Source organism: Candidatus Dormiibacter sp. (assembly GCF_050999135.1).
In the GTDB taxonomy this organism is placed as follows: Bacteria; Chloroflexota; Dormibacteria; order Dormibacterales; family Dormibacteraceae; genus Dormiibacter; species Dormiibacter spiritus.
Genome location: NZ_JBPCPN010000024.1, coordinates 85,871 through 111,686, shown reverse-complemented (window position 1 = coordinate 111,686; position 25,816 = coordinate 85,871). Strand labels below are relative to the sequence as shown.

At 67.3% G+C, this 25,816-nt stretch carries 30 protein-coding genes; 19 read left to right on the top strand and 11 right to left on the bottom strand.

Annotated features, from left to right (window positions below; genetic code table 11):
* Positions 1-39: 39 nt before the first annotated feature.
* On the bottom strand, positions 40-453 hold the full coding sequence (locus tag ACR2MZ_RS05905; protein WP_434004141.1) for a nitroreductase/quinone reductase family protein: 414 nt from the start codon (positions 451-453) through the stop codon (positions 40-42).
* Between the two features lie 95 nt (positions 454-548).
* Between ACR2MZ_RS05905 and ACR2MZ_RS05900 the strand changes: the two genes are divergently transcribed.
* Positions 549-758 carry a hypothetical protein gene (locus tag ACR2MZ_RS05900; protein ID WP_434004140.1) on the top strand — a complete coding sequence of 70 codons (210 nt, stop codon included), beginning with the start codon at positions 549-551 and terminating at the stop codon, positions 756-758.
* Positions 759-837: 79 nt separating this feature from the next.
* Here ACR2MZ_RS05900 and ACR2MZ_RS05895 read toward each other — a convergent pair whose 3' ends face one another.
* Together ACR2MZ_RS05895 and ACR2MZ_RS05890 are read right to left on the bottom strand one after the other, a co-directional pair.
* A complete protein-coding gene (locus ACR2MZ_RS05895; RefSeq protein WP_434004139.1) occupies positions 838-1,512 on the bottom strand; it encodes an O-methyltransferase in 675 nt (224 codons plus the stop codon).
* Positions 1,513-1,782: 270 nt separating this feature from the next.
* Entirely contained in the window at positions 1,783-3,183 is a 1,401-nt protein-coding gene (locus tag ACR2MZ_RS05890; protein WP_434004138.1) for a magnesium chelatase ATPase subunit I, read from the bottom strand.
* 29 nt (positions 3,184-3,212) lie between these two features.
* Here ACR2MZ_RS05890 and ACR2MZ_RS05885 point away from each other — a divergent pair, with 29 nt between their 5' ends.
* A complete protein-coding gene (locus tag ACR2MZ_RS05885; RefSeq protein ID WP_434004137.1) occupies positions 3,213-3,965 on the top strand; it encodes a glycerophosphodiester phosphodiesterase in 753 nt (250 codons plus the stop codon).
* 116 nt (positions 3,966-4,081) lie between these two features.
* On the opposite strand, the gene ACR2MZ_RS05880 is transcribed toward ACR2MZ_RS05885, so the two are convergent.
* Positions 4,082-4,675: a hypothetical protein gene (locus ACR2MZ_RS05880; protein WP_434004136.1), complete on the bottom strand. Its 594-nt coding sequence runs from the start codon at positions 4,673-4,675 to the stop codon at positions 4,082-4,084.
* 140 nt (positions 4,676-4,815) lie between these two features.
* Here ACR2MZ_RS05880 and ACR2MZ_RS05875 point away from each other — a divergent pair, with 140 nt between their 5' ends.
* Positions 4,816-5,922, top strand: coding sequence for a hypothetical protein (locus ACR2MZ_RS05875; protein WP_434004135.1), 1,107 nt, complete (start codon positions 4,816-4,818; stop codon positions 5,920-5,922).
* Between the two features lie 69 nt (positions 5,923-5,991).
* On the opposite strand, the gene ACR2MZ_RS05870 is transcribed toward ACR2MZ_RS05875, so the two are convergent.
* Positions 5,992-6,183: a hypothetical protein gene (locus ACR2MZ_RS05870; RefSeq protein WP_434004134.1), complete on the bottom strand. Its 192-nt coding sequence runs from the start codon at positions 6,181-6,183 to the stop codon at positions 5,992-5,994.
* Positions 6,184-6,545: 362 nt separating this feature from the next.
* Positions 6,546-7,190 (bottom strand): TetR family transcriptional regulator, encoded by a 645-nt coding sequence (locus ACR2MZ_RS05865; RefSeq protein WP_434004133.1) that lies wholly within the window; start codon positions 7,188-7,190, stop codon positions 6,546-6,548.
* Here ACR2MZ_RS05865 and ACR2MZ_RS05860 point away from each other — a divergent pair.
* From ACR2MZ_RS05860 to ACR2MZ_RS05820, 9 genes are all read left to right on the top strand, one after another.
* On the top strand, positions 7,189-7,875 hold the full coding sequence (locus ACR2MZ_RS05860) for an NAD-dependent epimerase/dehydratase family protein (protein WP_434004132.1): 687 nt from the start codon (positions 7,189-7,191) through the stop codon (positions 7,873-7,875). The two genes, ACR2MZ_RS05865 and ACR2MZ_RS05860, sit on opposite strands and share 2 nt — an antisense overlap.
* A gap of 54 nt (positions 7,876-7,929) precedes the next feature.
* A complete protein-coding gene (locus tag ACR2MZ_RS05855) occupies positions 7,930-8,157 on the top strand; it encodes a Rossmann-fold NAD(P)-binding domain-containing protein (protein ID WP_434004131.1) in 228 nt (75 codons plus the stop codon).
* Entirely contained in the window at positions 8,154-9,221 is a 1,068-nt protein-coding gene (locus ACR2MZ_RS05850; protein ID WP_434004130.1) for a saccharopine dehydrogenase NADP-binding domain-containing protein, read from the top strand. The genes ACR2MZ_RS05855 and ACR2MZ_RS05850 overlap by 4 nt, the downstream gene beginning before the upstream one ends.
* Before the next feature lie 57 nt (positions 9,222-9,278).
* Entirely contained in the window at positions 9,279-10,277 is a 999-nt protein-coding gene (locus tag ACR2MZ_RS05845; RefSeq protein ID WP_434004129.1) for a TIGR03620 family F420-dependent LLM class oxidoreductase, read from the top strand.
* Positions 10,278-10,518: 241 nt separating this feature from the next.
* Complete coding sequence (locus ACR2MZ_RS05840; protein WP_434004128.1) at positions 10,519-10,803, top strand: hypothetical protein; 285 nt, start codon at positions 10,519-10,521, stop codon at positions 10,801-10,803.
* A 177-nt stretch (positions 10,804-10,980) separates the two neighbouring features.
* Positions 10,981-11,823 (top strand): hypothetical protein, encoded by an 843-nt coding sequence (locus ACR2MZ_RS05835; RefSeq protein ID WP_434004127.1) that lies wholly within the window; start codon positions 10,981-10,983, stop codon positions 11,821-11,823.
* Positions 11,820-12,293 carry a transcription elongation factor GreA gene (greA, locus tag ACR2MZ_RS05830; protein WP_434004126.1) on the top strand — a complete coding sequence of 158 codons (474 nt, stop codon included), beginning with the start codon at positions 11,820-11,822 and terminating at the stop codon, positions 12,291-12,293. The genes ACR2MZ_RS05835 and greA overlap by 4 nt, the downstream gene beginning before the upstream one ends.
* A gap of 10 nt (positions 12,294-12,303) precedes the next feature.
* Positions 12,304-13,377 carry a M24 family metallopeptidase gene (locus ACR2MZ_RS05825; protein ID WP_434004125.1) on the top strand — a complete coding sequence of 358 codons (1,074 nt, stop codon included), beginning with the start codon at positions 12,304-12,306 and terminating at the stop codon, positions 13,375-13,377.
* 108 nt (positions 13,378-13,485) lie between these two features.
* Complete coding sequence (locus tag ACR2MZ_RS05820) at positions 13,486-14,214, top strand: TIGR00266 family protein (RefSeq protein ID WP_434004124.1); 729 nt, start codon at positions 13,486-13,488, stop codon at positions 14,212-14,214.
* On the opposite strand, the gene dapF is transcribed toward ACR2MZ_RS05820, so the two are convergent.
* Complete coding sequence (gene dapF / locus ACR2MZ_RS05815; protein ID WP_434004123.1) at positions 14,211-15,050, bottom strand: diaminopimelate epimerase; 840 nt, start codon at positions 15,048-15,050, stop codon at positions 14,211-14,213. The two genes, ACR2MZ_RS05820 and dapF, sit on opposite strands and share 4 nt — an antisense overlap.
* Positions 15,051-15,231: 181 nt before the next feature.
* Between dapF and ACR2MZ_RS05810 the strand changes: the two genes are divergently transcribed.
* A complete protein-coding gene (locus ACR2MZ_RS05810) occupies positions 15,232-16,062 on the top strand; it encodes a sulfurtransferase (protein WP_434004155.1) in 831 nt (276 codons plus the stop codon).
* Positions 16,063-16,237: 175 nt separating this feature from the next.
* On the opposite strand, the gene ACR2MZ_RS05805 is transcribed toward ACR2MZ_RS05810, so the two are convergent.
* Together ACR2MZ_RS05805 and ACR2MZ_RS05800 are read right to left on the bottom strand one after the other, a co-directional pair.
* Positions 16,238-16,798 (bottom strand): DinB family protein, encoded by a 561-nt coding sequence (locus tag ACR2MZ_RS05805; protein WP_434004122.1) that lies wholly within the window; start codon positions 16,796-16,798, stop codon positions 16,238-16,240.
* Positions 16,799-16,861: 63 nt separating this feature from the next.
* Positions 16,862-17,053, bottom strand: a complete 192-nt coding sequence (locus ACR2MZ_RS05800; RefSeq protein ID WP_434004121.1) for a beta propeller repeat protein — start codon at positions 17,051-17,053, stop codon at positions 16,862-16,864.
* A gap of 959 nt (positions 17,054-18,012) precedes the next feature.
* Between ACR2MZ_RS05800 and ACR2MZ_RS05795 the strand changes: the two genes are divergently transcribed.
* A complete protein-coding gene (locus ACR2MZ_RS05795; protein WP_434004120.1) occupies positions 18,013-19,269 on the top strand; it encodes an ABC transporter substrate-binding protein in 1,257 nt (418 codons plus the stop codon).
* Positions 19,270-19,294: 25 nt separating this feature from the next.
* Here the strand turns inward: ACR2MZ_RS05795 and ACR2MZ_RS05790 are convergent, their stop codons facing one another.
* Both ACR2MZ_RS05790 and ACR2MZ_RS05785 read right to left on the bottom strand, forming a co-directional pair.
* A complete protein-coding gene (locus ACR2MZ_RS05790; RefSeq protein WP_434004119.1) occupies positions 19,295-19,798 on the bottom strand; it encodes a GNAT family N-acetyltransferase in 504 nt (167 codons plus the stop codon).
* A gap of 211 nt (positions 19,799-20,009) precedes the next feature.
* Positions 20,010-20,432 carry a hypothetical protein gene (locus ACR2MZ_RS05785; RefSeq protein WP_434004118.1) on the bottom strand — a complete coding sequence of 141 codons (423 nt, stop codon included), beginning with the start codon at positions 20,430-20,432 and terminating at the stop codon, positions 20,010-20,012.
* 34 nt (positions 20,433-20,466) lie between these two features.
* Between ACR2MZ_RS05785 and ACR2MZ_RS05780 the strand changes: the two genes are divergently transcribed.
* From ACR2MZ_RS05780 to ACR2MZ_RS05760, 5 genes are all read left to right on the top strand, one after another.
* Positions 20,467-21,321, top strand: coding sequence for a 5'-3' exonuclease (locus ACR2MZ_RS05780; RefSeq protein WP_434004117.1), 855 nt, complete (start codon positions 20,467-20,469; stop codon positions 21,319-21,321).
* Between the two features lie 163 nt (positions 21,322-21,484).
* Positions 21,485-21,994 (top strand): hypothetical protein, encoded by a 510-nt coding sequence (locus tag ACR2MZ_RS05775; protein WP_434004116.1) that lies wholly within the window; start codon positions 21,485-21,487, stop codon positions 21,992-21,994.
* 514 nt (positions 21,995-22,508) lie between these two features.
* Complete coding sequence (locus ACR2MZ_RS05770; protein ID WP_434004115.1) at positions 22,509-23,234, top strand: cell division ATP-binding protein FtsE; 726 nt, start codon at positions 22,509-22,511, stop codon at positions 23,232-23,234.
* Positions 23,231-24,169: a cell division protein FtsX gene (locus ACR2MZ_RS05765; RefSeq protein WP_434004114.1), complete on the top strand. Its 939-nt coding sequence runs from the start codon at positions 23,231-23,233 to the stop codon at positions 24,167-24,169. Before ACR2MZ_RS05770 ends, ACR2MZ_RS05765 begins: the two co-directional genes overlap by 4 nt.
* The gene (locus ACR2MZ_RS05760; RefSeq protein ID WP_434004113.1) at positions 24,166-25,395 is read left to right on the top strand and encodes a CHAP domain-containing protein; all 1,230 of its coding nucleotides are present in this window, start codon (positions 24,166-24,168) and stop codon (positions 25,393-25,395) included. Before ACR2MZ_RS05765 ends, ACR2MZ_RS05760 begins: the two co-directional genes overlap by 4 nt.
* The last annotated feature ends 421 nt before the right edge of the window (positions 25,396-25,816 follow it).

The following is a 25,816-nucleotide window of genomic DNA, read 5'->3' as shown; positions in this document are numbered from 1 at the left end:
TGGCGCCCGGCCGCCGGCCGCCGCGCAGTCGATTCGGCTCTAGCTGATCCTTTCGAGGAGCACCAGGGGAATCTCGCGACTGGTCAGCGCCTGCTGCTGCTCGAGCCAGGAAACGGCCGCCGCAACCTGTTCCCGCTCGGCCGGCTCCGCCGTCCTCGCTCGGACTTGGAACCTGTCCCGGCCGACCTCGACAGTGGCAGTTGGATTCGCGAGGAGATTCTGGTACCAGGCAGGATGCGATGTGGCCCCGTTGTTGGAGGCGATCACCACGTAGCTGTCGGCGTGCCGCCCGTAGCCGAGGACCGCTGTGCGGGGCTGCCCGCTGCGGGCACCGGTGGTGGTGAGCAGCAGCAGGGTGCTCTTGGCCAGCGGGCCGCTGAGCCTGCCGCCGTTGGCCCTGAACTCCTCGATCACCTGGCGGTTGAACTCTCGCATATCGGATGGCATCTGCATGATCGTTCTCAGCTTCGCTCATCTCGCGCTGGATGCGCAAATGCCAAGGGAGAACAGACCTCGGGTTTGGCCTGGCACTGAGGCATACTCAAGGAGTGGCCACCGCGATCCAGACCGAGCAGACCAACTGCGATCGGTGTCAGAGTCAGCTGCCAGTCGGCGCGGCCTACTGCGACAACTGTGGCGAGCGAACGCGGAAGGCCAAGCGACTGGTCCGGCTCTCGCTGCGGATCGAGATCGTCTTCTTCATACTCGTCACGCTGATAGTGATGGGCTTCGCAGGAGTCTTCTACTTCCAGAAGTAGCCTCCGGGCCGACCGGCGCTTGGTTAACCGAGCGCGTCATTTGAGACTCCCGCGTCGAAACTGGCTCAGACGGCGGCTCTCAGCCTTGAACCAGGAGGAGGGCGAAGCCGTCATAACCCTTCACCCCCACGGTCTGCAGTGCGGTCGCAGAAAGCCTGGGCTCGGTGGGCAGGAAATCGAAGACACGGCGCATGCCCGCCACGTTCTCATCCCTCGACGTGCTGTCGGCGAGCGCGCCCTGCCGAACCACGTTGTCAAGCACAATCACCGAGCCGGGTCGGCTGAGCTGAAGGGCCCAGCGGATGTACTCCAGCGAGTTCGGCTTGTCAGCATCGATGAAGACGAGGTCGAACGGCTCCTCAGCTCGCTCCTTCAAGGCGGGGAGCGTGTCGAGCGCGGCGCCGACGATTATCTCCACCCTGTCTGCGAGTCCCGCGCGAGCGATGTTCGCGCGAGCGATCTCAGCAAAGGCCGGCTGCGCTTCGAGCGTGACGAGAGTGCCGTCGGCAGGGAGCGCACGGGCCAGCCAGATGGCGCTGTAGCCGCCGAGGGTGCCCAGCTCCAGGACGCGGCGAGCGCGGCAGATCCGAGCGAGAAGGTGCAGGAACTTGCCCTGGGCCGGCGAGACGGAGATCTCGGGCAGTCCGGCTGCGGCGGCGGAGCGCAGCGCCTCCTCGAGCACCGGATCAGCAGGCAGCAAGCGTTGGCCAAGGTACTTGTCGACCGCCTGCCACACATCCAACTCGGTAGACACTCAGGGCAGCCTACCGGCCGCTCCGACTGGCACCTGCCCCGGCGCAATGGTTGCCCATCCCACTCCGAGCCAGCTCTGTCGCTGGCGTAGCTTGCCTCGTCTGCCGGCGCCCTAGTGTTAGGTCGAAAGGCCGGGTTCATCCCGGCCGGTACGCGACGTCGGTACCGAAGCGGGACAGTGGATTGACGAAGAGTGCCCGGCCTCGGGTTCGGCATGCAAGTGAAGCGATCCCGGAGGGGTTTTCGAAGGGGAGGCCCGCCTCCCCTTGGCTCAGCGCCGGTAGATCACCCGGTCGTTCATGTCGTCCTTGTTGAGCCGCTTGGCCAAATGAAGGCCCTCCAGCAGGAACTCCAACGCCGAAGCGCGGACCTCCGGCCGGTCGGGCAGCTGCAGCCTGCGCAGCGCGGGGCCAAGCTCGGCTCCCGACCCGAACGCCCGCCCGTAGGAGGCGGCAGGCAAGCTCTCGCCCACCTCGATCACCTGCCCCTCATCGAACCTGCCGACCAGGGACTCGAACTGGCTGGGAGCGAAGTGCCGACCGAACACCGCAGCCACGGCACCCCGCCGGATGCGTTCCAGCACCTGCTCTTCCTTCCCTTCGTCGAGCGCCTCGATCTCGACTCGGCCCGCGGTGGAGGGGACGAGATAGGCCAGATCTGAGATCCTGGGCACCGCCACTTCCTCGCCGAGTCGCGCGGCGCGCCGGATGGCGTTCGCGCTCAGACTCTCGAAGTTGCCGATCGACATGCGGACCGACACGCCTGACGACTGCGAGATGTGCGGGCTGCGCCGGGCGAGATGCGTCATCTCCGCCACTATCTCCTTCATGAAGCCGGGAACGAGCACCTCGACACCGGCTGGTGGCGCCGACCCCTCGGCTTCCATGATGGCCACCTCCTCCTCGATGGCCAGCGGATAGTGAGTGCGGATCTGCGAGCCGAAGCGGTCCTTCAGCGGCGTGATGATCCTGCCCCGAGAGGTGTAGTCCTCGGGGTTGGCGCTGGCGACCACCACCAGGTCCAGCGGCATCCGAACCCGGTAGCCGCGAATCTGGACGTCCTTCTCTTCCATGATGTTGAGCAGGCCGACCTGGATCCGCTCAGCCAGGTCGGGCAGCTCGTTGATGCCGAAGATGCCTCGATGGCAGCGGGGGATCAGCCCGTAGTGGATGGTGAGCTCATCTGACAGATAGCGGCCCTCCGCCACCTTGATGGGATCCACCTCGCCGATCAGGTCGGCGATGGAGATGTCTGGCGTCGCAAGCTTCTCACCGTAGCGATCGCCGCGGCCGAGCCAAGCCACAGGGGTGTCTTCGCCGCGCTCCTGGACCAGATCCCGGCAGCGCCGGCAGATCGGGTCGTAGGGGTGATCGTTGATCTCGCAGCCGGCGATCACAGGCGTCAGCTCGTCCAGCAGGTCCACCAGTGAGCGCATGATCCGGCTCTTGGCCTGCCCCCGCTCGCCGAGCAGGATCATGTCGTGCCCGGCAATCAGGGCGTTGGCCAGCTGAGGCAGCACAGTGTGGTCGTAGCCGACTATCCCGGGCAGCCGTGCATCGCCGGAGCGGAGCCGGGAGAGCAGGTTACGGCGCAGCTCGTCCCTCACGCTCTCCCGCACATGACCGCTCTTGCGCAGTGCAGCCAGGGTGGCCGGCGGGAGCGCGGAAGTCACAGTTCTGCTGACTATAGACTGCTGACCCCGTGAGCCCGCCCACCCCTCTGCGCGACCTCTACGAGCGGGCGCAAGCCACCGGTAGACCGTTGATCGGCGGCCACCGCGGCAACCCGGCCGAGGCGCCTGAGAACACCCTCACCTCGTTCCGATCGGCTCTCGAGTTGGGTGTCGACATGATCGAATGCGACGTCCACCCGTCGTCTGACGGCGAACTGGTGGTGATCCACGACCACACGCTGGACCGCACCACCAACGGCAGCGGGCTGGTCGTTCAGCACACTCTGGCTGAGCTGCGCCAGCTGGACGCGGGCAGCGGCGAGCGCTTGCCGTTGCTGCGCGAGCTGCTGGACCTCGTGAGCGGCAGGGCAGGCCTCTGCATCGAGCTGAAGCAGATTCCGATTGCCTATCCGGGCCTGGAGGAGCGCGTGGTCGGCCTCCTTCGAGAGCATCAGCTCGTCGAGCAGACAGCTGTGATCAGCTTCCTGCACAGTTCCGTCAGGCGCCTGAAGGAGCTTGAGCCTCACCTGCAGGTGGGCATCCTGGAGGGCGCCAGACCCATCGACCCGGTCGGCCTGATGCGAGGAGCGTTGGCCGACATCTACGCCCCGCACTACGGCGCAATGGATCCCGAGCTGGTGCAGGCAGTCCATGCCGCCGGCGGCTCAGTCGGCGTCTGGACTGTCGACGACGAGCAGGCGGTGGCCTGGTGCCGCGCCTGCCGGCCCGACTCGGTCTTCACCAACCGGCCCCGCGAGATCCTGGCGGCGCTGCTGCCCTAGTTGGCAGCGGGCGGCGCGGCTGGCCGTCCAGTGCGCTCTGGCGGCGTCGGTATTCGCTCCTGCCTGACGCCCGCCCGCTGCCGCCTGGTGCCGAGCCAGGTGTGGGAGATCCGCTGCTACCGCTCGCGGGCTGAGCTGCCCCGCCACAGCGTGAGCAGCCAGGTCGAGGCAAAGCAGGCCGCCGCTGTTGCCAGCAGAGTGGCGAGGACGCCCAGCGCCGTCAGCTGCGAGAGAGAGCGCTCCCTCTCCTCAGCGAGGGACAACGACCGCCCGGCCAGAACGTAGCCGTCCCGATACGGCACGATGACCACCGCGCTGCGCACACCTGGCGCCGGCTGCCAGGTCATGCGGTTCTCGCCCCTTCCGGTGGCCGCGGCAAAGGCGCCGGCCGGCGGAGCGGGGGTCGCGCCGTCGAGCTGCACAGTCTGACTCACAGGGCGGCCATTGCCGTCGTAAAGGATCACGTAGGGATCCAGCGTCTGGCGCAGATCGACCGCCGGTTGAGCGGCGCCCGCGGACCGCACTGGCTCGGGGGCCCGGTTCAGACGCTGGGCGGTGTCATGGGCGAGCTGGATCTGGGGGTCGTCAGCGCCGGCTCGGATCGTCTGCTGGCCGACCGCATAAGCGAGGCCACCGACCGCGAGCACCGCCAAGGCGATGGGCGCCCAGGCCAGCAGCGAGCGGAGCAGGATGCTTCCCCAGTTCAGCATCGTCGCCAACTCTAACGGCGTCTCGGCCCCGCCAGGTACGAACTGGCTCCGCGACGAAACAGCCGTGGGCTCGGTTGCGTTCTAGCTGGGAAGTAATGGTTAGTAGGGGAGGGATGGGTCTGCGAGCGTGCGCTCGATCGATGCTCGGCTGCATTTTCCTGGCGCTGCTCGCCGGTGGCTGCTCGGCGGCCAGCCAGTCCAACCCTTCGTCGTCGTCAGTCCCCTCGGCCTCCACCGCACAGGTAGTGCATGGGGAGGTGATGGTGGCGCTGGAGCCAGGGCCGAGAGCTCAACCGATCCACAACCGCATAAGTCTGCGCAGGCCCGACGGCTCAGTGATCGTTTCCCACAGCTTCACACCGCGCTCCGCGCCTCGGGTCAACTTCGCCGCGCCAGTGTTGGCGCCGGAGGCCACTGTCGTCGACGGCCACGCTTACTACGCGGACGGAGAGGGCCGGGTCCGCGCCTTGGCAGTGGACGGAACCGAGCAGCAAGTCGCTCAGTTTCCTTTGACCGGCTCGCAGCAGTCGCTCTCCTTCGCGGTCAGCCCTGACGGATCCCGGTTGGTCGGCGCGGTTTTCACCTGGCCCGAGCCATCGCCGAGCCCGGGTCAGGCGTTCGGACCTGGCAACTTCGCCTTGGACATCTACGCCGCCAGCCCTGGCCAGGCGGCGACTCGCATCCGGCATCAGGAGTGGCCGCAGACGAAGCCACCCACCGACGCGGTTGCAGTGGTCGGCTGGGCCTTGGACGCGCCGGTGGTGACAACCGACATGCCGCCCGCCACCCAGCAGGCATCACCCGGCCTCTGGTTCTGGGGCCACGTCAGCACGCTGGGTCCTGATGGTTGGCCGCAGAGGCAGCTGGGTGGCAGCGGCTGCCGGGCGGTCGCCGTCAACCCGGACGGGACGCTACTCTGCGTCAGCGAGAGCGCTTCCGCCCAGGCGCGCAATCCTGACGGATCGCTGCTCTTCGAGGCCAAGAAGCCAGGCGACGGTGGCTTCACACTCTCGCCCGATGGCCAGCGTGTTACCGCCGGGACCCAGGTGGCGGGCAGGGATGGCAGCGTCGTTCAGCTGCCATCGACGTTCGTCGGTCAGGGCTGGCTCGACAGACAGACGGTGGTCGGCGTTCAGGCGACCCCTCAGGGCGAGAGCAACGTCGACGAGCTGAAGCTGGCCAGTCCCAGCCAGGTCAAGGACCTGGGGTTTCAGGGCCTCTTTGTGGGGGCTCTTAACGTCCCCTGATGATGTCCGGGCTCGGTCACGCGGCCCAGGTCGCCCTGGGCAACGTCGAGCAACGCCAGGACGCCGGCTTCAGGAAGGCGGCCAGCGCCGGTTGAATTCGTTGAACCGGTGCCTGACGGCCTGCTCAAGCCCTGGCAGGTCCTCCCGAACTATCTTCTCGCCGGCCCGCCTCAGGTAGGGGGCCTCGCGCACCGCCGCTTTGCTGAGCGAGCGAAAAAGCCTGCTCAGCGACTCCGCCAAATCCGTGGATCCGCTGCTCATCTTGTTCGAAGCCTACCCAGCGGGAGGCGAATTCAAGCTGACTTGCGAGAATGCCCAGACTCGCCTCCGCGGCCGGGGCGCCAGTGTCGTGGGTTAGGGGTTCGTTGAGTAGAACGTCGGTCGAATGACAGCGAGGCTCTGGCGTCGAACCACGTGTTCGCTCAACCAGCCGCTGGCAGCTGCAGATCGCGTCCCGCATCCGCCCTAAGCAGGGCGCTGCTCCCGCCGAGAGAGATGGTCGTCACCTAACGAACGCGAGGCCCGCGCCGCGCAGCTGGATCGGGGCGGGATTGCGGCAGCCTGATCGTCCGTCGGCCCATGGCGAGAGAGCGCTCCGTTGTCAGGTCGGGCTCATGATCGGCTCAGGCGATCAACGGTGACTCCGCGCTCCTCCGAGGTCCGGACCTGGGTTGGTTGAACTGGTCGAAGGCTTCGCTTATCTGCGCTAGCGAGTCGGTCATGACCGTGCGCAGCGGTTCCTGACCGCTTGACTCGACCCACCGGCGCAGCGCCACCTTGACCACGCCGACTGCGGTCTCGGCCGTCACGGCGGCGGTCAGGTCGTCGACGCCGCGGTGCCTGAATGCTTCGGCGATAGCGTCGACCAGCTGTTCCTTCTTGCGCAGTTCGCGTTCGCGCAACCCGTCGTTGCCGTCAATGATGGCCTTGCGGTGCTTGAGCTGCTCGAGGCGGCCTTCAAACGCTGTTGCCGCGAGCGTCGGCAGCGCGCGCGCTACCAGGTCGATCGGTCCGAGGTCGGGCGGGGCGTCGTGAACTAGGCGGGCCGCGAGGGCCGGCATCTGGTCGGCGTCGGCGAACAAAACTTCGCGTTTGTCAGCGAAGTGTCGGAAGAAGGTACGCGTCGTCAGCCCGGCGCGGGCAGTGATCTCCGGGACGGTCACACTGTCGAAACCGCGCTCGAGGAACAAGGCCAGTGCCGCGCGCTCCAGCCGGTCGCGTGCGTTCGGCTTCCAACGACTCATGCGCCGGGAGAGGACGTTGAGCATGCGAGTGTTCGTTACAGGGGAAACCGGATTCATCGGCTCGGCCGTCGTCGAAGAACTCATCGGCCATTGGCACGACGTAATCGGCCTGGCCCGCTCCGACGCGGCGGCCGCGACGCTGACGGCCGCTGGGGCGGCGCCTCATCACGGGTCGGTTGAGGACCCGGACAGCCTTCGCCGCGGGGCCAGGCAGGCCGACGCGGCGATCCACACCGCCTACTTTCATCAGTTCTCGCACGCCGGCCTCGCCACGCGCCTACGGGTTGTGCTCGGCGGCAGCCCTCGCCGTATCGTGCCAAGGTTCCTCAGGGCCACGAGCGCCTCGGACCGCACCGCCATCACCACCATCGGGCAGGCGCTTGGCACTGGCCGCCCGTTTGTGTCGACCTTCGGAACCCTCGCCCTGCCGGCCGGCCGGCTGGCCACCGAGAACGACGACATCGACCCCGACGGAGTCGGCGCGCTCCGCGGCGCCACCGAGCGGGCCGTCGCGGACCTTGCCGGGCGCGGCGTGCGCGCATCTCTCGTGCGGCTGCCGCCCATCGTCCACGGCGACGGTGACCACCACGGCTTTCTGCCGCGGTTCATTGGCTACGCCCGCAAGTACGGCGTCTCCGGCTACGCCGGCGACGGTCGCAACCGGTGGCCGTCTGTCCACCGCTTCGACGCTGCCCGCCTGTTCGTGTAGGCGCTGGAAGACGGTGAGGCCGGCGCCCGCTATCACGGCATCGGCGACGAAGGCGTGCCGTTCAAAGACATCGCCGCCGCGATCGGCCGGCACCTAGCGCTCCCAGTCACCGCAGCCACCCCCCAGCAGGTGACCAAGCGCTTCAGCTTCCTCGCCTCTTTCGTCGGTGTGGACAACCCCACCTCCAGCGCGCTCACGACCGAACGGCTCGGGTGGAAACCGACCGAGATCTCGCTGCTCGACGACATCGAGCACGGCACCTACTTCGAGAAGCAAACATGAGCAACGACATCTGGGTGCTGGGCGCAACCGGGCGCACTGGGAGCGGCATCGCCCAGCGCTTGCACGAGACAGGCCAGACCATTGTGTTGGCCGGGCGGGACGCGGCCCGCCTCGCATCGATCGCGGCCGAACTGGGGGATGTCGACGTTGTCTCCGGCTCGTTCGAATCGCTGCTGACGCAGATGCGACATGCCGCGCCTGCGGTCGTCCTGAACACGATCGGCCCATTCGCCCGCACCTCGGTGCCGGTCATCGAGGCATGCCCGCCGGGCGGGCACTACGTTGACATCGGGAACGAGCTCCCGGGCATCCGCGCCGTCCTGGACGGGCACCAGCGGGCAGTCGACAAGGCCAGCACCGTCGTGACCGGCGCCGGATTCGGGGTCATCGCCACCGAAAGCGTCGTGCTCCACGTCTGTGAGGGGCGCGCGGCACCTGCGCGAGTGCGGGTCGATGCCATCCCCTCGCTGGCGACCGAGAGAGGTGTCATCGGCTCCGCGCTGGCCGGCAGCATCCTCGACGGCGCGCCTGAGGGAGGTCGCCGCGTCGAGCACGGGAGCCTTGTCCGATTCGCAGTCGCCGGCGCACGCCAACAACTGACCACCCCCACCGGCGACACCGTCACCACCGCCGCACTCCCGACCGGTGACCTCCTCGCCGCATGGCGAGCCAGCCACGCCGACTCAGTCATCTCCGCGTCATCGGAGATCCCATCCAGCCCAGCCATGCGCGTGGCTTTCCCGGTGCTGTCAACCCTGATGCGCTCCTCGACCCTGCGACGCTTCGCCATCGATCGCGTCGCCCGCATCCCCATACGTGAGCGCGAGCGTCCCAGGACGTTCTCTTGGGGACACGTTCGGGCCGAGTGGAACGACGGCACCCGCCGCGAAGGCTGGCTACGACTCGACGACGCTCAACACTTCACAGAAGCGGCTGCCGCCGAGGTCGCCCGCCGGTTGCTCGCACAACAAGCAGAACCAGGCGCTTACACCCCAGCTGCGCTGTTCGGAGCGTCACTCGCCACCGACGTGGGCGGCGAATTCGTCTCCGGCTTGCACTCGTGAGCCAGAGCCAGTGCCGGGTCCACATGCAGATCCCACGCGGTTGAGCTGTGCCTTGGCATGGACAGCGACTCTGTGAGTCGGCCGACCACCATCGACGATCTCGATCGCGGCTACGATCGTCGAGAACTGAAACAGGATGCCATGACAACCACGACTGTCGTTGAGGCAACCCGACGTGCGCCGGGGCCGATCGGCGTGCTGCTACCGGTCTCAGTGAACAGCACGGCGCCGGTCGATGTTCAGCGTGAGGCAGTTCACCGGCTCGAGAATGCCGGCTACCGTGCCGCGTGGACCAACGAGGTCGTCGGCGGCAAAGACGCCTTGGTACAGCTGGCCGTGCTGCTCGCCGCCACACAGCGGATGGTGTTCGGGACGAGCATTGCCAACATCTGGGCTCGGCCCCCGCAGACTGCACATGCCGCGGCGGCGCTGCTGTCCCAGGCCTTTCCAGGCCGCTTCGTGCTCGGGCTAGGGGTCGGCTATCCGCAGCAAGCGGCTAGCGTCGGCCGCGACTTCGGCCGGCCCGTGGCCACGATGCGCGATTACCTCGACCAGATGGCCTCTCTGACCATGCCACCGGCGCCCGATGCCGCCTACCCCAAGATTGTCGGGGCGACCGGCCCGAAGATGCTCGCGATGTCAGGCGAAACCACCGACGGGGCGATCCCCATCATGGTGCCCCCCGAATACACGGCACACGCTAGGCAGGTACTCGGGCCAGACAAGCTCCTGGTGGTCGGGCTGGCGGTTGTCACGGACGCCGACCCAGCCCAAGCGAGGACCACCGCGCGGCAGAGGGCCGCCGGCCCGCTAAGTCAGCCGGGCACTTATCCAGCCGCTATGACGCGACTGGGCTACTCCGAGCAAGACATCAGCGACGTGAGCGACCGGCTGGTGGACGCAATCATCGGGCACGGGGACGCAGCGTCAATCGAAGCCAAGGTGCGTGAACACCTGGCAGCCGGCGCAGACCACGTCATCGTCATGACGAGCGGCACGAACTTCGGTGACGGCGTCGACCAACTGGCAGAGCTCGCCGCGACGCTGGTCGTGTAGATCGTTGCTGGAACGCCAGCGGCAGGGGCAGCGGTCAGGACTTGTGCTCTTCCGCACTCTGGATAAGGCTGCCGCTCACCGCCGAAGCAGTAAGCACCGCCAGGCGACTGACGCTCGCGTCGCAGGGAAGCAGGACTGAAAGGCACAACGACGACTTCCCCGCTCCTCGCCAATAGCGAGACTTGGCGTAGCTTTTGAGAGCGCGCGTTCTCTGAAGTATTCGCGTCCGATCACGAAACCGATGGCGGCTCGGACCACGACCGGGCTCCTCGACGAACGTGAGATCGCCCGCTGCTTCCGACACAGCCGCGAGCCGCTCGACCTCGTTGGCGCTGCGGTGCTTCACCGGGCGCTCACCCGGCCGAGCCAGGAGCGAGCCCGACACGCGCTCCGCAACCACGCGGAGCACCAGGCTGCCGCGCGGCTCATCGCTGCGGGGCTGCTCGAAGACGACGGAGCCTTACGGCCAACGCCCCGCGCCGAAGCGACATTCCAGGCGCCTCCCGACCCGCGCTGGCACTGCTGAGCCATAGCTGTGCGCAGGGCGCACCTCGGCTGGTGCTGCCAGCCGCGTGACCAAACGCGCTCAGGCGGCTGACCAAACCGCTCTCACCGAAGTGTCCAGCCACGCTGGCATCGGTCTCCGGAGCCGTAAACTGCCAACGAATCTCTGGCGCTGGACACTAGATAGACTGCCGTTGGGATGGCCAAGAAGAGTGGAGGCACCAGGCAGCAGGTTCGCCGGGTGGTCAAGCCGAAGCCGCCGGTTCAGCCGGCAGCACCTCAGACGCGAACCGAGCAGCGCAAGACGCAGGCGCAGTACGTTCGCAGCGGCGGCATGCTCCAGGGCTACGCGCCAAGCTTGGTGGTCAGGATCGGCCTCTACGCGCTGATCGCCGCGGTCGTCTGCCTCCTCTTGGGCGTGGCCATCCTGCTCCTCCTGCCCTATGGCTGGCCCGTTCGAATCGCTGCGGCGATCGTCTGGATCATCCCGGTCGCGCTTATGGCGGCCTTCCTGCTGCCGGGCATCCGGCTGGCGCGAGCTGACCGCAGCGCCGAGCCGAAGTTGATCCAGGGGCAGCTCCTGGGCGCCAGCGAGGTGAGTCAGGCACTCGGGCTGGGCACTCTGATGATCAAGACGCGAGGCGGCCAGGAGCAGTTCCTCGTCCAGCCGGAGAAGCTGGCCAAGGTGCCAGGCAACCAGGTGCCGGTGATGCTCTCTGTCACGCCCAACCTGCGGCACGTCGCCAGCGTGGGCGTCATGGGCCAGCGCATGATGCCACGACCGCCGCAGCCCGTGCCGCAAGTGCTAAAGCGCCTCCGGTTGCTCCCCATAGTCACACCGCTTGCACTGGTGGCCGCCGCCATCCTGGGCGACGACATAGTCGCCCTTCTGCCCATCCTCCTCCACCTTGACCTGGGGCACGCCCTGCTGGCTCTACTGGTCGGCGCTGCCCTGGCGGCTGCGGTGTTTGGCGTCACGCATCTGATCCAGCGACGCGTCTACCAGCAGCTCCAGGGACTGCTTCCGGGAGGGCTGGGATGAGGTCATCCGACGAGGTTCCGATCACAGCCGAGGGACTCGCCGGTGTGAGGCGCGAGCTGCAGGAGCTGACCGAGGTGCGCCGGCCACAAATAGTGGCCAAGATCAAGTCGGCGCGCGAGCTGGGCGACCTGAGCGAGAACTTTGAGTATCACGCCGCTCGCAACGAGCAGTCCTTCCTGGAAACGAGGATCCAGGAGCTGCAGCGCATTGTCCAGAACCACGTCCTGATCGAGTCGCAGATCCCGACCGGAGAAGTCCAGATCTCCAGCACGGTGAGCTTCGTCGAAGAGGATGGCCCTGAGGAGTCGTACAAGATCGTCGGGCCGGCCGAGGCGGATCCCGCGGCCGGCCGGGTGAGCTATGAGTCAGCCATCGGACGAGCTCTCCTCGGCCATCGAGCGGGCGAAGAGGTCCAAGTGGAGACACCGACCGGAGGCAGCTACACAGTGCGCATAGTCAGCATCAGCTGAGCCCACCAAAATGCTCGATCGGCTGCAAACCTGGCTGCGCTCCGAGTCGGTCCGAGCCTCCTACCTGACCGACCCCGTCTCCATCGCCTACCTGACAGGTCTTCGTCTAAATCCGCACGAGCGGCTCTATGGGTTGGTGGTGACCGCCACCGAAGCCACTGTCGTGCTGCCGGCGCTGGAGGAGGCGGGGGCCCGCTCAGTGGTGAGGGGAGCGGCGCTGCTGCCCTGGGCAGACGGCAGCGATCCCTGGCCGGAGGTGGCCCAGGCTCTGGCAGGGATCGGCCATCGATTGGCGGTGGAGAAGGCCCATATCAGCCTCGGCAGCTGGGAGAAGCTGCGCGATCTGACACGTGTGTCAGAAGCCGTGGACGTTGGCCCGACCCTGACTCGATTTCGGGCCTGCAAGTCACCCGAGGAGCTGGCAGCCCTGGAGCGCGCCGCCCAGCTCACTGACCTTGTGAGCGAGGCCATCTGGGAGCGGCTTCACGAAGGCATGACCGAGGTTGAGATGGGGAGGGCGCTGGAGGCCTTGATGAGCGAGTTGGGCACGTCAGCAGCGTTTGGCAGCATTGCCTTGAGCGGGCCCAATTCAGCCCTTCCCCACGGCCGGCAGACAGGCCGCCGCCTGCAGCTCGGCGACCTGGTCCTTCTGGACTTTGGGGCAAGCCACGAGGGCTACGCGGCCGACGTGACGCGCGTGGGTGTGGTCGGGCCGCCCAGCTCTGAGCAGGCTGAGCTCCACGCACTCGTGCTGGCAGCCCACGACGCCGCTGTCGCAGCGGTCGAGCCAGGCCTGACAGCCGGGGAGCTGGATCAGATCGCACGGGCCAAGATCGGGGCCGGTGGCCACGCCGACCACTTCACCCACCGCCTAGGGCATGGGCTGGGGCTGGAGGCGCACGAGCACCCGAGCCTTGATCCCGGCAGCCAGACGGTGCTGGAGGAGGGCATGGTGATCACCATTGAGCCGGGCGTCTACCTGCCTGGCTGGGGCGGCGTGCGCATCGAGGATGACGTGGTGGTGGAAGCCGGCGGCGCCAGGCTGCTGACCAAAGCCGACCGCAGCCTGCGCAGCATCCAGTAATGAATTCGGCGCGATCGGCCGCAGCCACTTCCTGCCGCGGCTTCAGCTGGTCAGATGTCTGGCGAAGGCGAACTTTGGGCGTAGGACTCTGAAAGGAGAGCATCAGCAGTGGATCATCGAATCGTCGGCACCACAATGCCCGTCTTGGAAATGATGTTGCAGCCGGGAGAAATGGTCTTCGCCGAATCGGGCGAGCTGTCCTGGATCTCAATGTCGATAGGGCTCAACACAGGCACTTCGGTCGGCGGCCAGCAGGGCGGCTTCATGGCGGTCATGGGCCGGGCCCTTGCCGGATCCACCATCTTCATGACCGAGTACACCTCTCAGGGCGGGCCCGGGATGGTGACGTTCTGCGCCAAGCTGCCCGGCCAGATCATGCCTCTCCACCTGGGCCAGGGGCGCAGCTACCTGGTGCACAGGCACGGCTTCATGTGCGCCACCCCTGGCGTGCAGCTGACAATGGGCATCAACCAGCGGCTGGGCGCCGGCATCTTCGGCGGCACCGGTTTTCGCATGCAGCGCCTGGGCGGTGAGGGACTGGCCTTCGTGGAGCTTCACGGTGAGGTCGTCCAGTACGACCTGCAGGCGGGCAACACGCTCCGCATCCATCCCGGCCACGTTGCGCTCTTCGAGGAGAGCGTGGCCTTCAACGTGACCACCGTGCCCGGCATCCGGAACGCTCTCTTCGGCGGCGGCGGCCTCTTCTTGGCCACGCTGACGGGGCCGGGCCGGATCTGGCTCCAGTCGATGAGCATGTCGCACCTTGCCCACGCGATAGCTCATTACCTGCCGCACAGCGAAAGCTCAGGCGTGGGCGGCCTGCTGCAGGGAAACTAAGGCTCTTCGGTGAGGGGGCCGTCGAGGTCGTCCAGTCGCAGCGAGATCCCGCAGACGCGCTTGGCAGGCCCTGTCTGAACGAGATGCCCGTCGGCCAGCTGTTCGACGTGCAGCGTCCCCCCCGGCATGAGAACGTCAAGGCTGCTGTTGCATTGGCCCGAGCGGATGAGCGCGGCCGCGACAGCGCTGGCGCTGGTCCCTGAGGCCAGCGTGTAGCCGGCGCCGCGCTCCCAGATCTCGACCCGCGCGCGGTCCCGACCAAGGGGCTCCGCCAGCTGAACGTTTGTCCGGTTGGGAAAGCGAGGGTGGTTCTCCAGCAACGGTCCCAGCTCGCGGCAGCGCTCAGCCGTCACAGGCTGCCCGAAGACCACGCAATGGGGGTTGCCGACGTCGACCGCACGACAGCTGACCCGACCGGCCGGCGTCTCCAGCTCGAGGCAGGAGTCGGGCTCGAACCGCGGTGGGCCGATGTCGAGGCGAGAGACTACCTCCGGTCCCCGGCGCCCGACCACCAGGATCTCGTTGACGCGATCCCGGGTGGCTATCGCCAGGCGACCCGTGGCCCCGTGCTCAAGCACAGCATGGCAGGCGGCTATGCGCAGGCCGCTGCCGCTCTTCTCCGCCTCGGACGAGTCCGGGTTGAAGATGCGGAGTGCGAAGGTGGCCGGATCGAAAGACAGGAGGCCATCGCTGCCGACGCCCCGGTGGCGGTCGCAGATCTGCGGCAGCAGCTGAACGACCGCTTCGAGCGGAGCCGGCAGGTCGAGCACAAGGTAGTCGTTGCCGAGCGCCTGGTACTTGACGAGATCGAGCCTGGCCGGGGGTGCGCTGGTCATTCCTTAGAATCGTCGAGTATGCGGCACCTCTTTCGCTGGCCGGCCCAGCGTTTGACACACTGCCCGACCTGCTTCTGTAGCTAGTCGGCTTTCAGCCGACCCTCGCCGCCGCGCATCTCGCCGGTGGTCGATCCCTTTCCCTCTTCTTCTGGAGCTATTTCATATGTCCGATACAACCGTTATCGCCAACTCGCAGGCCCTGGTCAGCACGGGCTGGCTGGCCGATCATCTGAACGAGCCTGGCTACAGCCTGATCGAGGTCGACGTCGACCCCACCGCCTACGATCGCGGCCACATCGAGGGCGCCTTCGGCTGGGACTGGAAGCGGGACCTGCAGGATCCCACCGTTAGGGATCTGGCCAGCCGGGAGGCTCTGGCCCGCAGACTGGGCGAGAGCGGCGTCCGACCGGACACGACAGTGCTGCTCTACGGCGACAACAACAACTGGTTCGCGGCCTACGCCTACTGGGCGCTCAAGTACTACGGCCATGACCGGGTCAAGCTGGTGGATGGCGGTCGCGTCAAGTGGGAGGCCGAAGGCCGTTCCTACACAACTGAGGCGCCCCACATCGAAAAGACGAGCTATGCGTTTCCGGCCGAGCCGAGAGAGGAACTCCGCGCCTACAAGGAGGACGTCCAGAGCTCGCTGGGCAAGGTGGGCTTGGTCGACGTTCGCTCCCCGCTCGAGTTCTCGGGCCAACTGCTGGCCCCGGAGAACCTGCCCCAGGAGGGGGCCCAGCGCGGCGGCCACATCCCGACAGCTGTCAACGTCCCCTGGGCCACGGCTGTGCAGCCAGATGGCAGCTTCAAGAACCCGGAGGAGCTGAAGCGCATCTACGCCGAAAAGGGCATCACGGGCGAGCGCGAGGTGATCGCCTACTGCCGCATCGGCGAGCGGTCAGCACACACCTGGTTCGTCCTGCAGGAGCTCTTGGGCTTCGATAAGGTCCGGAACTACGACGGCTCCTGGACCGAATGGGGCAGCACTGTCAGGGCGCCGATCGAGAAGTAGAGACATTGTCCAATGGCACGGGAGGTGGCCCTGCGACCGCCTCCCGCCGAGCCGGCCCCCAAGGAAGTCGACCACCACAACGGCGATCACATCCATCGCGGTCGTTGGACCCCAGGGTGGTTAGCGGACGCGGCTGGCAGCTCAAGGGGGCGAGGCGTCGCGCCCGTGTGATCAGTTAGAGGTTCAGCCCCGGCAGGCCGTGCATCCCCAGCGTTAGCGAGATCTCGCCGCCGTGGTGGAGGTCGTGCTCGGCAATATGCCAGACGACCCACTGGCGGGTGCGGACGGTCCTCTCGCCAGCCTCGTTCGGGAACGGCCGCTTCACCTCCGCGGCAAGATCGGCGATCGTCCAGTGCTCCAGGCAGGAAGTCAGCAGCGATCCGGTTTCCGCCAAGCCCGGAAGCAGCTCGGACGCCGGGCGCCTGGTGGCTGCCTCAAAGCTGGCAGTCACCTCGAAGTCGTCCCAGCTGGCATACCTCTCGGTCCCGCCCTCATCGAGCCAGGAGTGGGCATACCTTTGGAACTCGCTGCCGCCTTCACCCAGGAAGAAGTGGAACCACCACGCCCGCGAAGCGATGATGTGACTCACCAGCATCCGAATTGACCAGAGCTGGGGAGCCGCCGAAAGGTCCAGCTGGGCGTCGTCCAGCGGGGCGATCGCGCTGACCAGCTTCTCTTGATAGCCATCCCAGCCGCGGTAGAATTCCGCCGCGCTGGGACTGGCGGTCCGCTGCATCACGTCAGCTTAATGGCTGGTGTGGAAGATCCTCCTGGCGCTGCAGTGTGCGCTCCGCTGGTGCTAAACGGACACAGCGATGGCATGCTCCACGGATACCGGCTCTGACAAGCGCAGCGTTTCCCAGCTGACGCCGGCGTCGCCTGAGCGGAAGAGGCCGCGATTGCTGCCGGCGTAGAACACCCCCGGTTCGGCAGGGTGTGCCGCCAGCAGCGCCCGCAAGCTGCCACTGGTTTCCGGCAGCCCGTGCCGCACCTCGCGCCACGGCTGGTCACCCGAACGCCTGTAGATGTCGCGCTCGCACGCCCGGGATCGTGCGCTGCCCGTGGCGATTCGGCCGCGGAGACCACCACAGTGCCGGGGTCGCCGGGATCGACGGCCAGGCCGTACAAGTAGTGGTGTTCGAGGCCTCCCTCAGGGTGCGTCCAGCTGTCACCTCCATCCCAGCTCTCGTTGTAGCCGTGACCGCCCATAACGCCGTCCCCGGCCGCTGAGTAGAGCCGGCCCGGCACCTCAGGGTGCACCTCCAGCGTGTGCGTGTCCAGCGGACCGCCTGGCATCCTGTCGAGCCAGGTCCGGCCGCCGTCCCGGCTGCGGACCAGGGCGCCAGCCTCGATGCAGACGTACAGTGTGGTGCCCTCAGATGGGTCGAGTGTGATCCAGCGGACATGGCTGGTCTCCGGCCGCGGCGGGAAGCTCCAACTGGAGGCGGAGGGAAGCGCCCGGAGTGCCGTGAGCTCCTCCCAGGTCGCCCCGCCGTCCTCGGACCGAAACAGCGCGCTGGGGTCGGTCCCAGCGTAAACGACACCATCCTCCCCCGCGCGTTCGTGCGGGCTCACGGCCACCGCCGACACGTGCGCCGCCGCGAGGCCAGCTCCGGCCCGGTGCCAGGATGCTCCCGCATCGACGCTGCGCCAGAGGCCGTCGCCAGCTGTGCCGCACCAAACGCGCTCGGGCCTATGTCGATCAACCGCGAGGGATCGCGGTGCACGGCCGTGGAGCTGTCGGCGCGCCTCCCAGTGCCCGTTGCCCCCGCGCACGCAGATCAGGCTGTCGTGGCTCGCCAGATAGATGGTCGTCATCGCAAACCTCTCAGTCCTGGGTCAGGCGCCGGTGCCAGCCTGATGTCGGTCGCCACCAGGCGTCAGGCGAGCATTCCCCCGATGCGCAGCGCGGCCCCCTGATGAGAGATGGGACAGTCTAACCTTCACCAGGTGCGCTTCCCGCCACACTACTCCTTCCGGCTCCGCCTCTTCGCGCTCCTGGCGGCCAGCGCCACTCTCAGCGCAGCATGTGGGGCGGGGGGGGCCGGGCCCAGCGACAACACGCTGCTGGTGGGGGCTGTCTACCCCCTGTCCGGGTCGCAGGCAGAGGGTGGCCGGCAGGAGCTGGCGGGCTTGCGAACGGCTCTCGAGCTGGCTGGCGGACGTCAGCTGAAGCTCCAGGTCGAGCCTGTGCAGACGCCGGAGGGGGCCCGCGCAGCTGTGGACCGGCTGATCGATAGGAGCCATGCCTCGATCATCGTCGGCACCTACGGCAGCACTCTCGCAGAGGCCGCCGCGGCTCGGGCCGATGAGCGGCACGTGATCTACTGGGAGACCGGCGCAGTGGCAGACCTGGTCACCCAACACCGCCGCTACGTCTTTCGCACAGTGGCGACCGGCAGTTCACTTGGTCGCATCGCCGTGAACTTCACGAGCCGGGTCCTCCTCCCGGCGGCCGGCCTCCAGCCAACCCAGGCGCGAGCAGTGATAGTCAACGTCAGCGACGTCTACGGCCGGGCGGTGGCAGATGGGGAGGAGCAGTTGGCCGCGGCCACCGGCATTCCGGTCGTGAGCCGAATTCAGTACGACCCTAACGCCTACAGCGCCACCGACATCGCGCAGCAGGTCTGGGCGAGCCAGGCCGACTATCTGTGGGACGTCAGCTACATCGCCGATGGGATCGACATCTGGCAGGCAATCCTGGCCCGCGGCGTCAAGCTTCGCGCGGCTGTCGGCACCAGCTCGGCGTTCTGCATGGCGGCTTTTGGGCGCACCTTGGGTGCGCAGGCGGTGGGGGTCTTCGCCGCCGACAAACCGGACGACCAGGTCAATCCCGACGCGCTCAGCCCAGCGGCGCGTGAACTGCTCGGCCGCGCCAAGGCAGCCTATGCGAAGCAGCAGCTTGGTTCGGACATGCCAATCCCGGCGGTGGCCGGCTTCGTCGGCGGCTGGACGCTGCTTCACGAAGTGCTGCCCTACGTGAAGGGACAGGTGACACCTGACGCGGTGCGAGAGGCAGCCTACCGGTTGGACGAGCCGGCCGGCACCAGCATCAACGGCGGCGGTGTGAAGTTCGCGGGGCCAGGTGAGCTGGATGCCGGTCAGAACCTTCGCGCACCGGCTGTCGTAGGTCAGTGGCAGGCGGTCGACACGATGAAGGCCGTCTACCCCGCCGCCTTCGCTCGGGCCAAACCCATAGTCCCCTAGCTGGCCCTCGCAGAACCGAAGGCGATTATTCGGAGAGTGACTGCTGGACCAGCGTGATGTCCATCCAGCGGCCGAACTTGTACGCGGCGTCTTTCAGCGTCCCGACCTGCTGGAAGCCCAGGCTCTCGTGCAAGCGCAGCCCTGAACCGTTGTCGGCAGCCACCGAGGCGACGATCGTGCGGTGCCCCGCTGACCTTGCCTCCTCCAGGAGGCGGTTCAGCAGCTGGCGCCCCACGCCGCGCTTGTGATAGACCGGGTCGACGTAGACCAGGTCCTCGACCATGTGATAACCCCGCTGCCGCCAGGGCAGCAGCCGAGCCCAGCCGGCAACCACGTCATCGTCGACCGCGACAAGTGTGACCGTGCTGCCGTGCTCGTCCCACCAGGCCGCCGCCTCCTCCTCGGAGAGGGGCTCCGAGTCGATGGTGGCGAAGGTTTGGTTGACCGCCCAGTTGTAGATGCCGACGATAGCCGGCATATCGGCTTTGGTAGCAGCGCGAATCGTGAAGGTCTGACCAGCCGTGCTCATACAGCTAAGTGTTCCACGTCGGGCGGCCGGAGTGCGGCCAGGGTAACATCACGGACCGCTTGGGCACCGGTCCTGCACGGCCCAACCGAGCCCTCAGCCCTCCGGGATGAAGCCACCCAGGGGCTGGCCCGCGTGCTTGTCCGACAGGCGGTCAATGGGCTGCCAAGCGCAGTCCATCGGTCAGGTGCGGCTGCCCGCTGACCGAGATCCCTTACCCGCGAGTGCTCGGGGTGGCGTACGCGCTGCGGCAGGCCAGAGCCAGGGCGAAGGTGGAAACCGCGCTCACGCCAGCGAGAATTGAGAGCCGCCTGGGCATTCGGTCCCGAACCCCCAGCCAGACCGATAGGGCGGCGTCACCCGCCTGGCTCCAGGCCAGCCATCCGGCAGCGGTCCGGGCGGCGTCCGGCCGGTTTCGTCTGGCGGCGTCGAAGAGGGCCCAGGCCAAGCTCAGCTCCCGCACTGCGAAAAGCCGCCAGGGCAGGCTTGCGTTCCCCGCGGGCAGGGTCTGGCCCGTGAGACGAGCGAACAATTCCGGCCGCACCAGCGCCCCCGCGCCCAGAGCGAAACCCAGCCCCGAAAGAACTCCCAAGCAGGCTCGGGCTCGTGCCCTCCCCAGCACTGGAGCGAACTTCATCAGCGAGACTGTAGCTGCTTATGCGGTTGACAGCTTGAGGGCTGACTGGCTCTTCGTGGACGGCTCAAGCTTGATCTTTCGCGCCTTCTATGGAGTGCCGCAGACGGTGTTGGCGCCGGACGGTCGCCTGGTCAACGCCGTTCGCGGCTTCCTCGACACGCTGGCCCGCCTCATCTACGCCCGCCGCCCGAACCTCCTGGCGGTGGCCAGCGATGAGGACTGGCGGCCGCAGTGGCGGGTGGACCTGATTCCCAGCTACAAGTCGCATCGCGTGGCCGAGCCTGTCCCCGATCTGCTTGAGCCCCAGTTCCCGCTCATCCACGAGCTCCTCGCGGCCGTTGGCGTTGACTTCGTCGGCGTGCCGGACTATGAGGCGGAGGACGTGATAGCGACCTGGACTGCCAGGGCAATGGGCATGCGCATCGAGGTCGTGAGCGGGGACCGCGATCTCTTTGCGCTCGTCTCCGACCAGATCAAGGTGCTCTATCCCGAGCGCAAGGGCCTGGCCGAGGTCGACGACGCTGAGCTCCAACGGCGGTACGGGGTCCCGGGTGCGCTGTACGGCGACTTCGCGGTCCTCCGGGGCGACCCCTCCGACGGCTTGCCCGGCCTGCCGGGAGTGGGGCCGAAGACCGCTGCTGAGCTGGTCAAGCGGCACGGCGGCGTGCGCGGGCTGATCACATCCGGTCGGTACAGCGAGGCGCAGCGCGATTATCTCGAGCGAGCGCTGCTGACGGTGCTGCCCATCCGGGATGCCCCCGTGGAGCTGCCGACCGGCCGCCGGGACGCCTATCCCACCAACCCCGAATTGGCCTCCGAGCTGGGTCGCCAATACGGTGTCTCCAGCTCGGTCGACCGCCTCGTCGGGGCCCTGCAGAGCAAGCGCTGAACGGGCCAGCGGACACGCCTCTGACGCTTGTCAGGAGCATCCCGCGTGAGGGGCCACTCAACGGATTCGCAGCCCGCCACCAGGATCGACCCTCAACCAGGCCCTTACAGAAGGCTGACCTTCCGCAGCGCCCTGCATTGCAACACCCGGGCAGAGTGAGGTCATGAACATTCCGAGCGTTTCCCTGGCCACCAAGCTGGCCGCCGGTGCTGTCGGCCTCCTGATCGTCGGCGGTGGCGCCGCTGCCGTCATTCACGACCGGCAGATCGGCGGTCAGACCACCGTTCAAGCCGCGGCTCCGGCTCCGTCCAGCAGTCCCTCACCGGGGATGCACTCACCTGCCACTGCCAAGAACAAGGCGTCCGCCATGCAGCTGCGCATTGCGATCGGCACCGCTGAAGCTCAGGTCCTCGGCATCAACCGGACGGAACTGGCAGCCGATTTGAAGCAGGGCAAGACAGTCCAGCAGCTTGCGAGTGACAAGGGCCTGACGGAGGACCAGTACCGCAGCCAGTACCAGGTCGCGCTGAAGCCGCTTCTGGCTCCGCTGGTTCAGAACGGAACTCTGACGAGCGCACAGGAGAACAGGGTCCTCCAGGCCAAGACGATCCCGAACTGGAACAAGGTTGCCAAGAAGCCCGCCACCAGCCCGAGTCCCTCACCGCAGACCTAAAAGCCTCCTTCCTATCCAAACGGACCGCGGGAAGCCGGGCTTCTCGCGGTCCGTCCGTTTGCCGTCACAGGCCGGCAGTTTCAGAGACGTCCAGTGACAATTCCAACTGGCTCTCCGCGTAGACCTGGCGGCCGCTGGCTAAATTCTCTGGCGTGCCGTCGAAGATCGGGCTTTGCGCCAGTTGCGGTTTCGCCGCTCGCGTCAGTGGTGCGCGCAGCGAGTTTTGGTTCTGTCGGCTCTCGCAAACCGACTTTCGCTTTCCGCGCTATCCCCGCCTACCTGTGACCTCTTGCTCCGGCTATTCGCCGGTGCAGCGGTCTCACGCCGGCGGCGAGGAGCCGCAGACGGATCGGCCAGAACCGTAGCCAGGCGGGCGTTATCTCGGTAAGGTGGAGAGCCAGAGAGCTGAACCGCTCGAAGTAGAGGCGGAAGGCGGTCGGGGGCGGTCTTCGAAAGGCAATTGGATTCTTAGAACTCGAATGATTTGTATTGGAACTCACAGGCTGGGGCTTCGGTGCTGACCACCCAACCGATCCGAGGGCACAATGAGCTGCGAGAGACAGAAGGGCCGGTCTCCGAGCACACAGCCAGGATGGAACACCCGCCAGGCTCGGTGGTTCTCCAGGACGCCGTGGCCGGCTATGGCACCCGGAAGGTCCTGGACCGCATCACCTGCAGCTACGCGCCCGGCCAGTTCGTGATGGTGACCGGCGCCTCGGGGGCCGGCAAGACGACCTTCATGCGCCTGCTCTACGGGGTTGTGCGCCTGCGTTCCGGAGAGGGCTTTGTCGATGGCATCGACCTGCGCCGGCTCTGGCCGTGGCAGGTCTCGGGGCTCCGTCGGCGACTGGGCTTCGTGTTCCAGAGCTACGAGCTGCTGCCGCATCTGACTGCTCTCGAGAACGTGCGGCTTCCGCTCGAACTGGCACAGTGGTCGATCGAGTCACCGGAGGATGTGGCCCATCATGCCCTGAGGCGGGTAGGACTGGCGGACCTCGCCGACCGGCGGCCCGATCACCTCTCCGGCGGCCAGCAGCAGCGAGTCGCCATCGCGCGCGCGATCGCTCACCAGCCGCGCATTCTGCTTGCGGACGAGCCGACCGGCAACCTTGACACAATCGCCACCTGGCAGGTGCTCGACCTGCTGGCGGAGCTGAGCGAGGATGGCATGACAGTTCTCCTCGCCACGCACGATGCCACCGCCCTCCAGCACTTCGACGGAGAGGTGCTGCGCTTGTGAGTTCCGCCTCGTCACCAGCCTTCGCGCGAAAGGTGGGCCGCCAGCTGAATGCGGTCCGCCGCCACGCCTTGAGCCTCTTGGCTTACTCGTGGCACTGGCAGCGTCCGCACCTGATCTCCTGGGCGGGCTCCGTGATCGTGGTCGGCAGCCTGATGGCTCTAGCAGCGTCCGTTCAGCTCACGGTGACGCTGGTCGGCGGGGCGGTCGAGAGGGAGATGCAGTCAGCCTCTCAGATTCAGGTCTTCCTGGCCGACGAGGCCAAGCCAGAGGACGTGAGCGCGCTGACGGCTCAACTGAAGGCCATGCAGGGAGTGAAGGGCGTGCAATATCGGAGCAAGGCGGAGGCGGCCAAGCTGGCCAGCCAGGACAGCCAGCTCGCCCCGCTCAGCAACGGCGCCCAGAGCAATCCCTATCCGGCCACGCTCGTCGTCGATGTGCAGGATCCCGCGGTGGGCGGCCGGGTGGCCGAGGCCGCCCAGAAGAGCGCCGCGGCTGACCGTCAGGTGCCCGTCTCCTACACCCCGGAGGATGCTCGCAAGCTGAGCCGCATCCTCGACGTGCTGCGCTTCGGTGCCCTGGCCCTGGACCTCGGGGTGGCGCTGGTCGCCACCATGGCCGCCCTGCGGTTGTTCCGCTCCGAAGCGCGGGCTCGGCGGCAGGAGCTGCGCATTCTGGCCCTGGTGGGCGTGCGGCCGACGGTGCTGCGCGCGCCGCTGCTCTTCCAAGCGCTGAGTGTCGCGCTGGCCGCCTCAGCGCTGACTCTGCTTGCGCTCTGGTGGCTCGGCACTACCCTGCCCAAGGGACTCAGCTACGCGCTGCCGTTCCTGACGCTCAGCCATCCACTCATCGCCGCCAGGGACATTGGCTTAGTCACGGTGGTGGGAAGCTGCGTTCTGCTCGGTAGCTCCGCTCTGCTGGTGCGGGTGCCGAAGTGAAGCGGCTCATCCTGTGTTTCGCGCTCCTCTTCGCGTTCTCGCCGGCTGCCGCGGCCGCCGCCTCTCCGCCAGCTACAGCGTCGCCCTCACCCAGCCCCAGCCCCAGCCCAACGCCCTCGGCGACCCCGAGCGCGCCGCCGACGGCTTCTCCCAGCGCCGCCCCCACTCCGAGCCGCAGCCCGTCGCCCAGCCCCAGCCCCAGCGCCTCGCCGGGAGGCCCGCCGCCGCCGCCCAGCCCCGAGCAAAAGCTGCTGGCCGAGGTGCTGGCGGCGCTCGATCAGGCGCAGGCTGAGCAGAAGGCCGGCGAGAGCCAGCTGGCACCTTTGAACGGCCAGATCGAGCTCGCCCGTGCCCATCAATCGGCCGCCGACAAACAGGCAGCGCAGGACCAGGCGGAGATCGACTCGCTGCGCCGTTCGATCAGCGCGAACGCCCGCCAGCGGTACGAGACGCGGGGGCTTGACCTGCAGCGCTTGCTCAACGCTCGCAGTCTCTCTGACGTCTGGGCGACTGCTGCCGAGTCGAGGCTGGTGGCGGATCGCTCCCAGCGCCTGCTGGAGAGGCTGCAGTCAATTCAGTCGCGGGACAAGAACTCCCGCAGCACAGCCCGGACGGAGCTGAACAAGCTGCTTATTCAGCGAAGCACTCTGCTGGACCGGCTGACCAGGGTGAAGCAGAAGATCGACGCGCTGAAAGCCTCCCTCCACGGGGCGTCCGACAAGGTGGCCGCCCTCCATGGATTCAACAACGGCAGCGGTGTCGTCGGCGGTCTCGTCGAGAGCGACGCTGGCGGCTGGGTGCCCACCTCCGCCCTAGCCAACACGACGGGCGCTCCCGGTCAGTGCACTTGGTACGCCGAACAGCTCTGGTACCTCATCTCCGATCCCAACAGCCCTTCAGTGATGGGCGACGGGGCCGACGTGGCGCCGAATCTCTCGAAGGCGACCGGCCGCCCGATCCAGCTCGAGCCGGAGCCCGGCGCGATAGTGTCTTGGGAACGCCCGCTGCTCGATCCCTACCACGGTCATGTCGCGTACATGGCGGCGGTGGAGCGGAGTGCCGATGGGCAGGTCGTCTCCTACACGGTGTGGGAGATGAACTATGTGGGGCCTTTTCGGGTGGACACGCGCCAGATCCCCTGGTCAGGCACCAACCCCCAGATAGTCTTCCTGGCCCCGCCCCAGCCCATCGACCCGATCGCCGAAGAGGCAGCGCTCAAGCACTGACGCGCGGCCGCCGCAGCCTTGTGGTCGAAGTCTGCGGTTGCTAGAGGGCCGATCACGCGTCCGGTGTGCAGCACCTGATATGCCCAATCTCAGCCTGATGTTGTGTAGTTGCGGGAGCCAGGGCTATTTTGTCCGGTCCCCGAGATCTTGAGAAGCCGAGCAGGCATTTTGCGTCCTCCCCCCGCAGCGCGCGGGGGGAGGCCCGGAGGGGGGCGTCAGCGGCCCGCCTTGCCCCCGCCGCCCTGTGGTGAGACCCTTGCGTCCAAGGTCCGTCAACCCCCTCTCGAGCCCCCGGCAGCTGCGGCGAGATGCCCCAGGAACGAAATGGCGGTTCTGGTCCAGCCTGCAATCCAAGGCCCCCCACCTGCCTCCCCCCGGCGCGAGGGGAGGACGACCTCAACCGAGAGCGTCTCAGCTACTC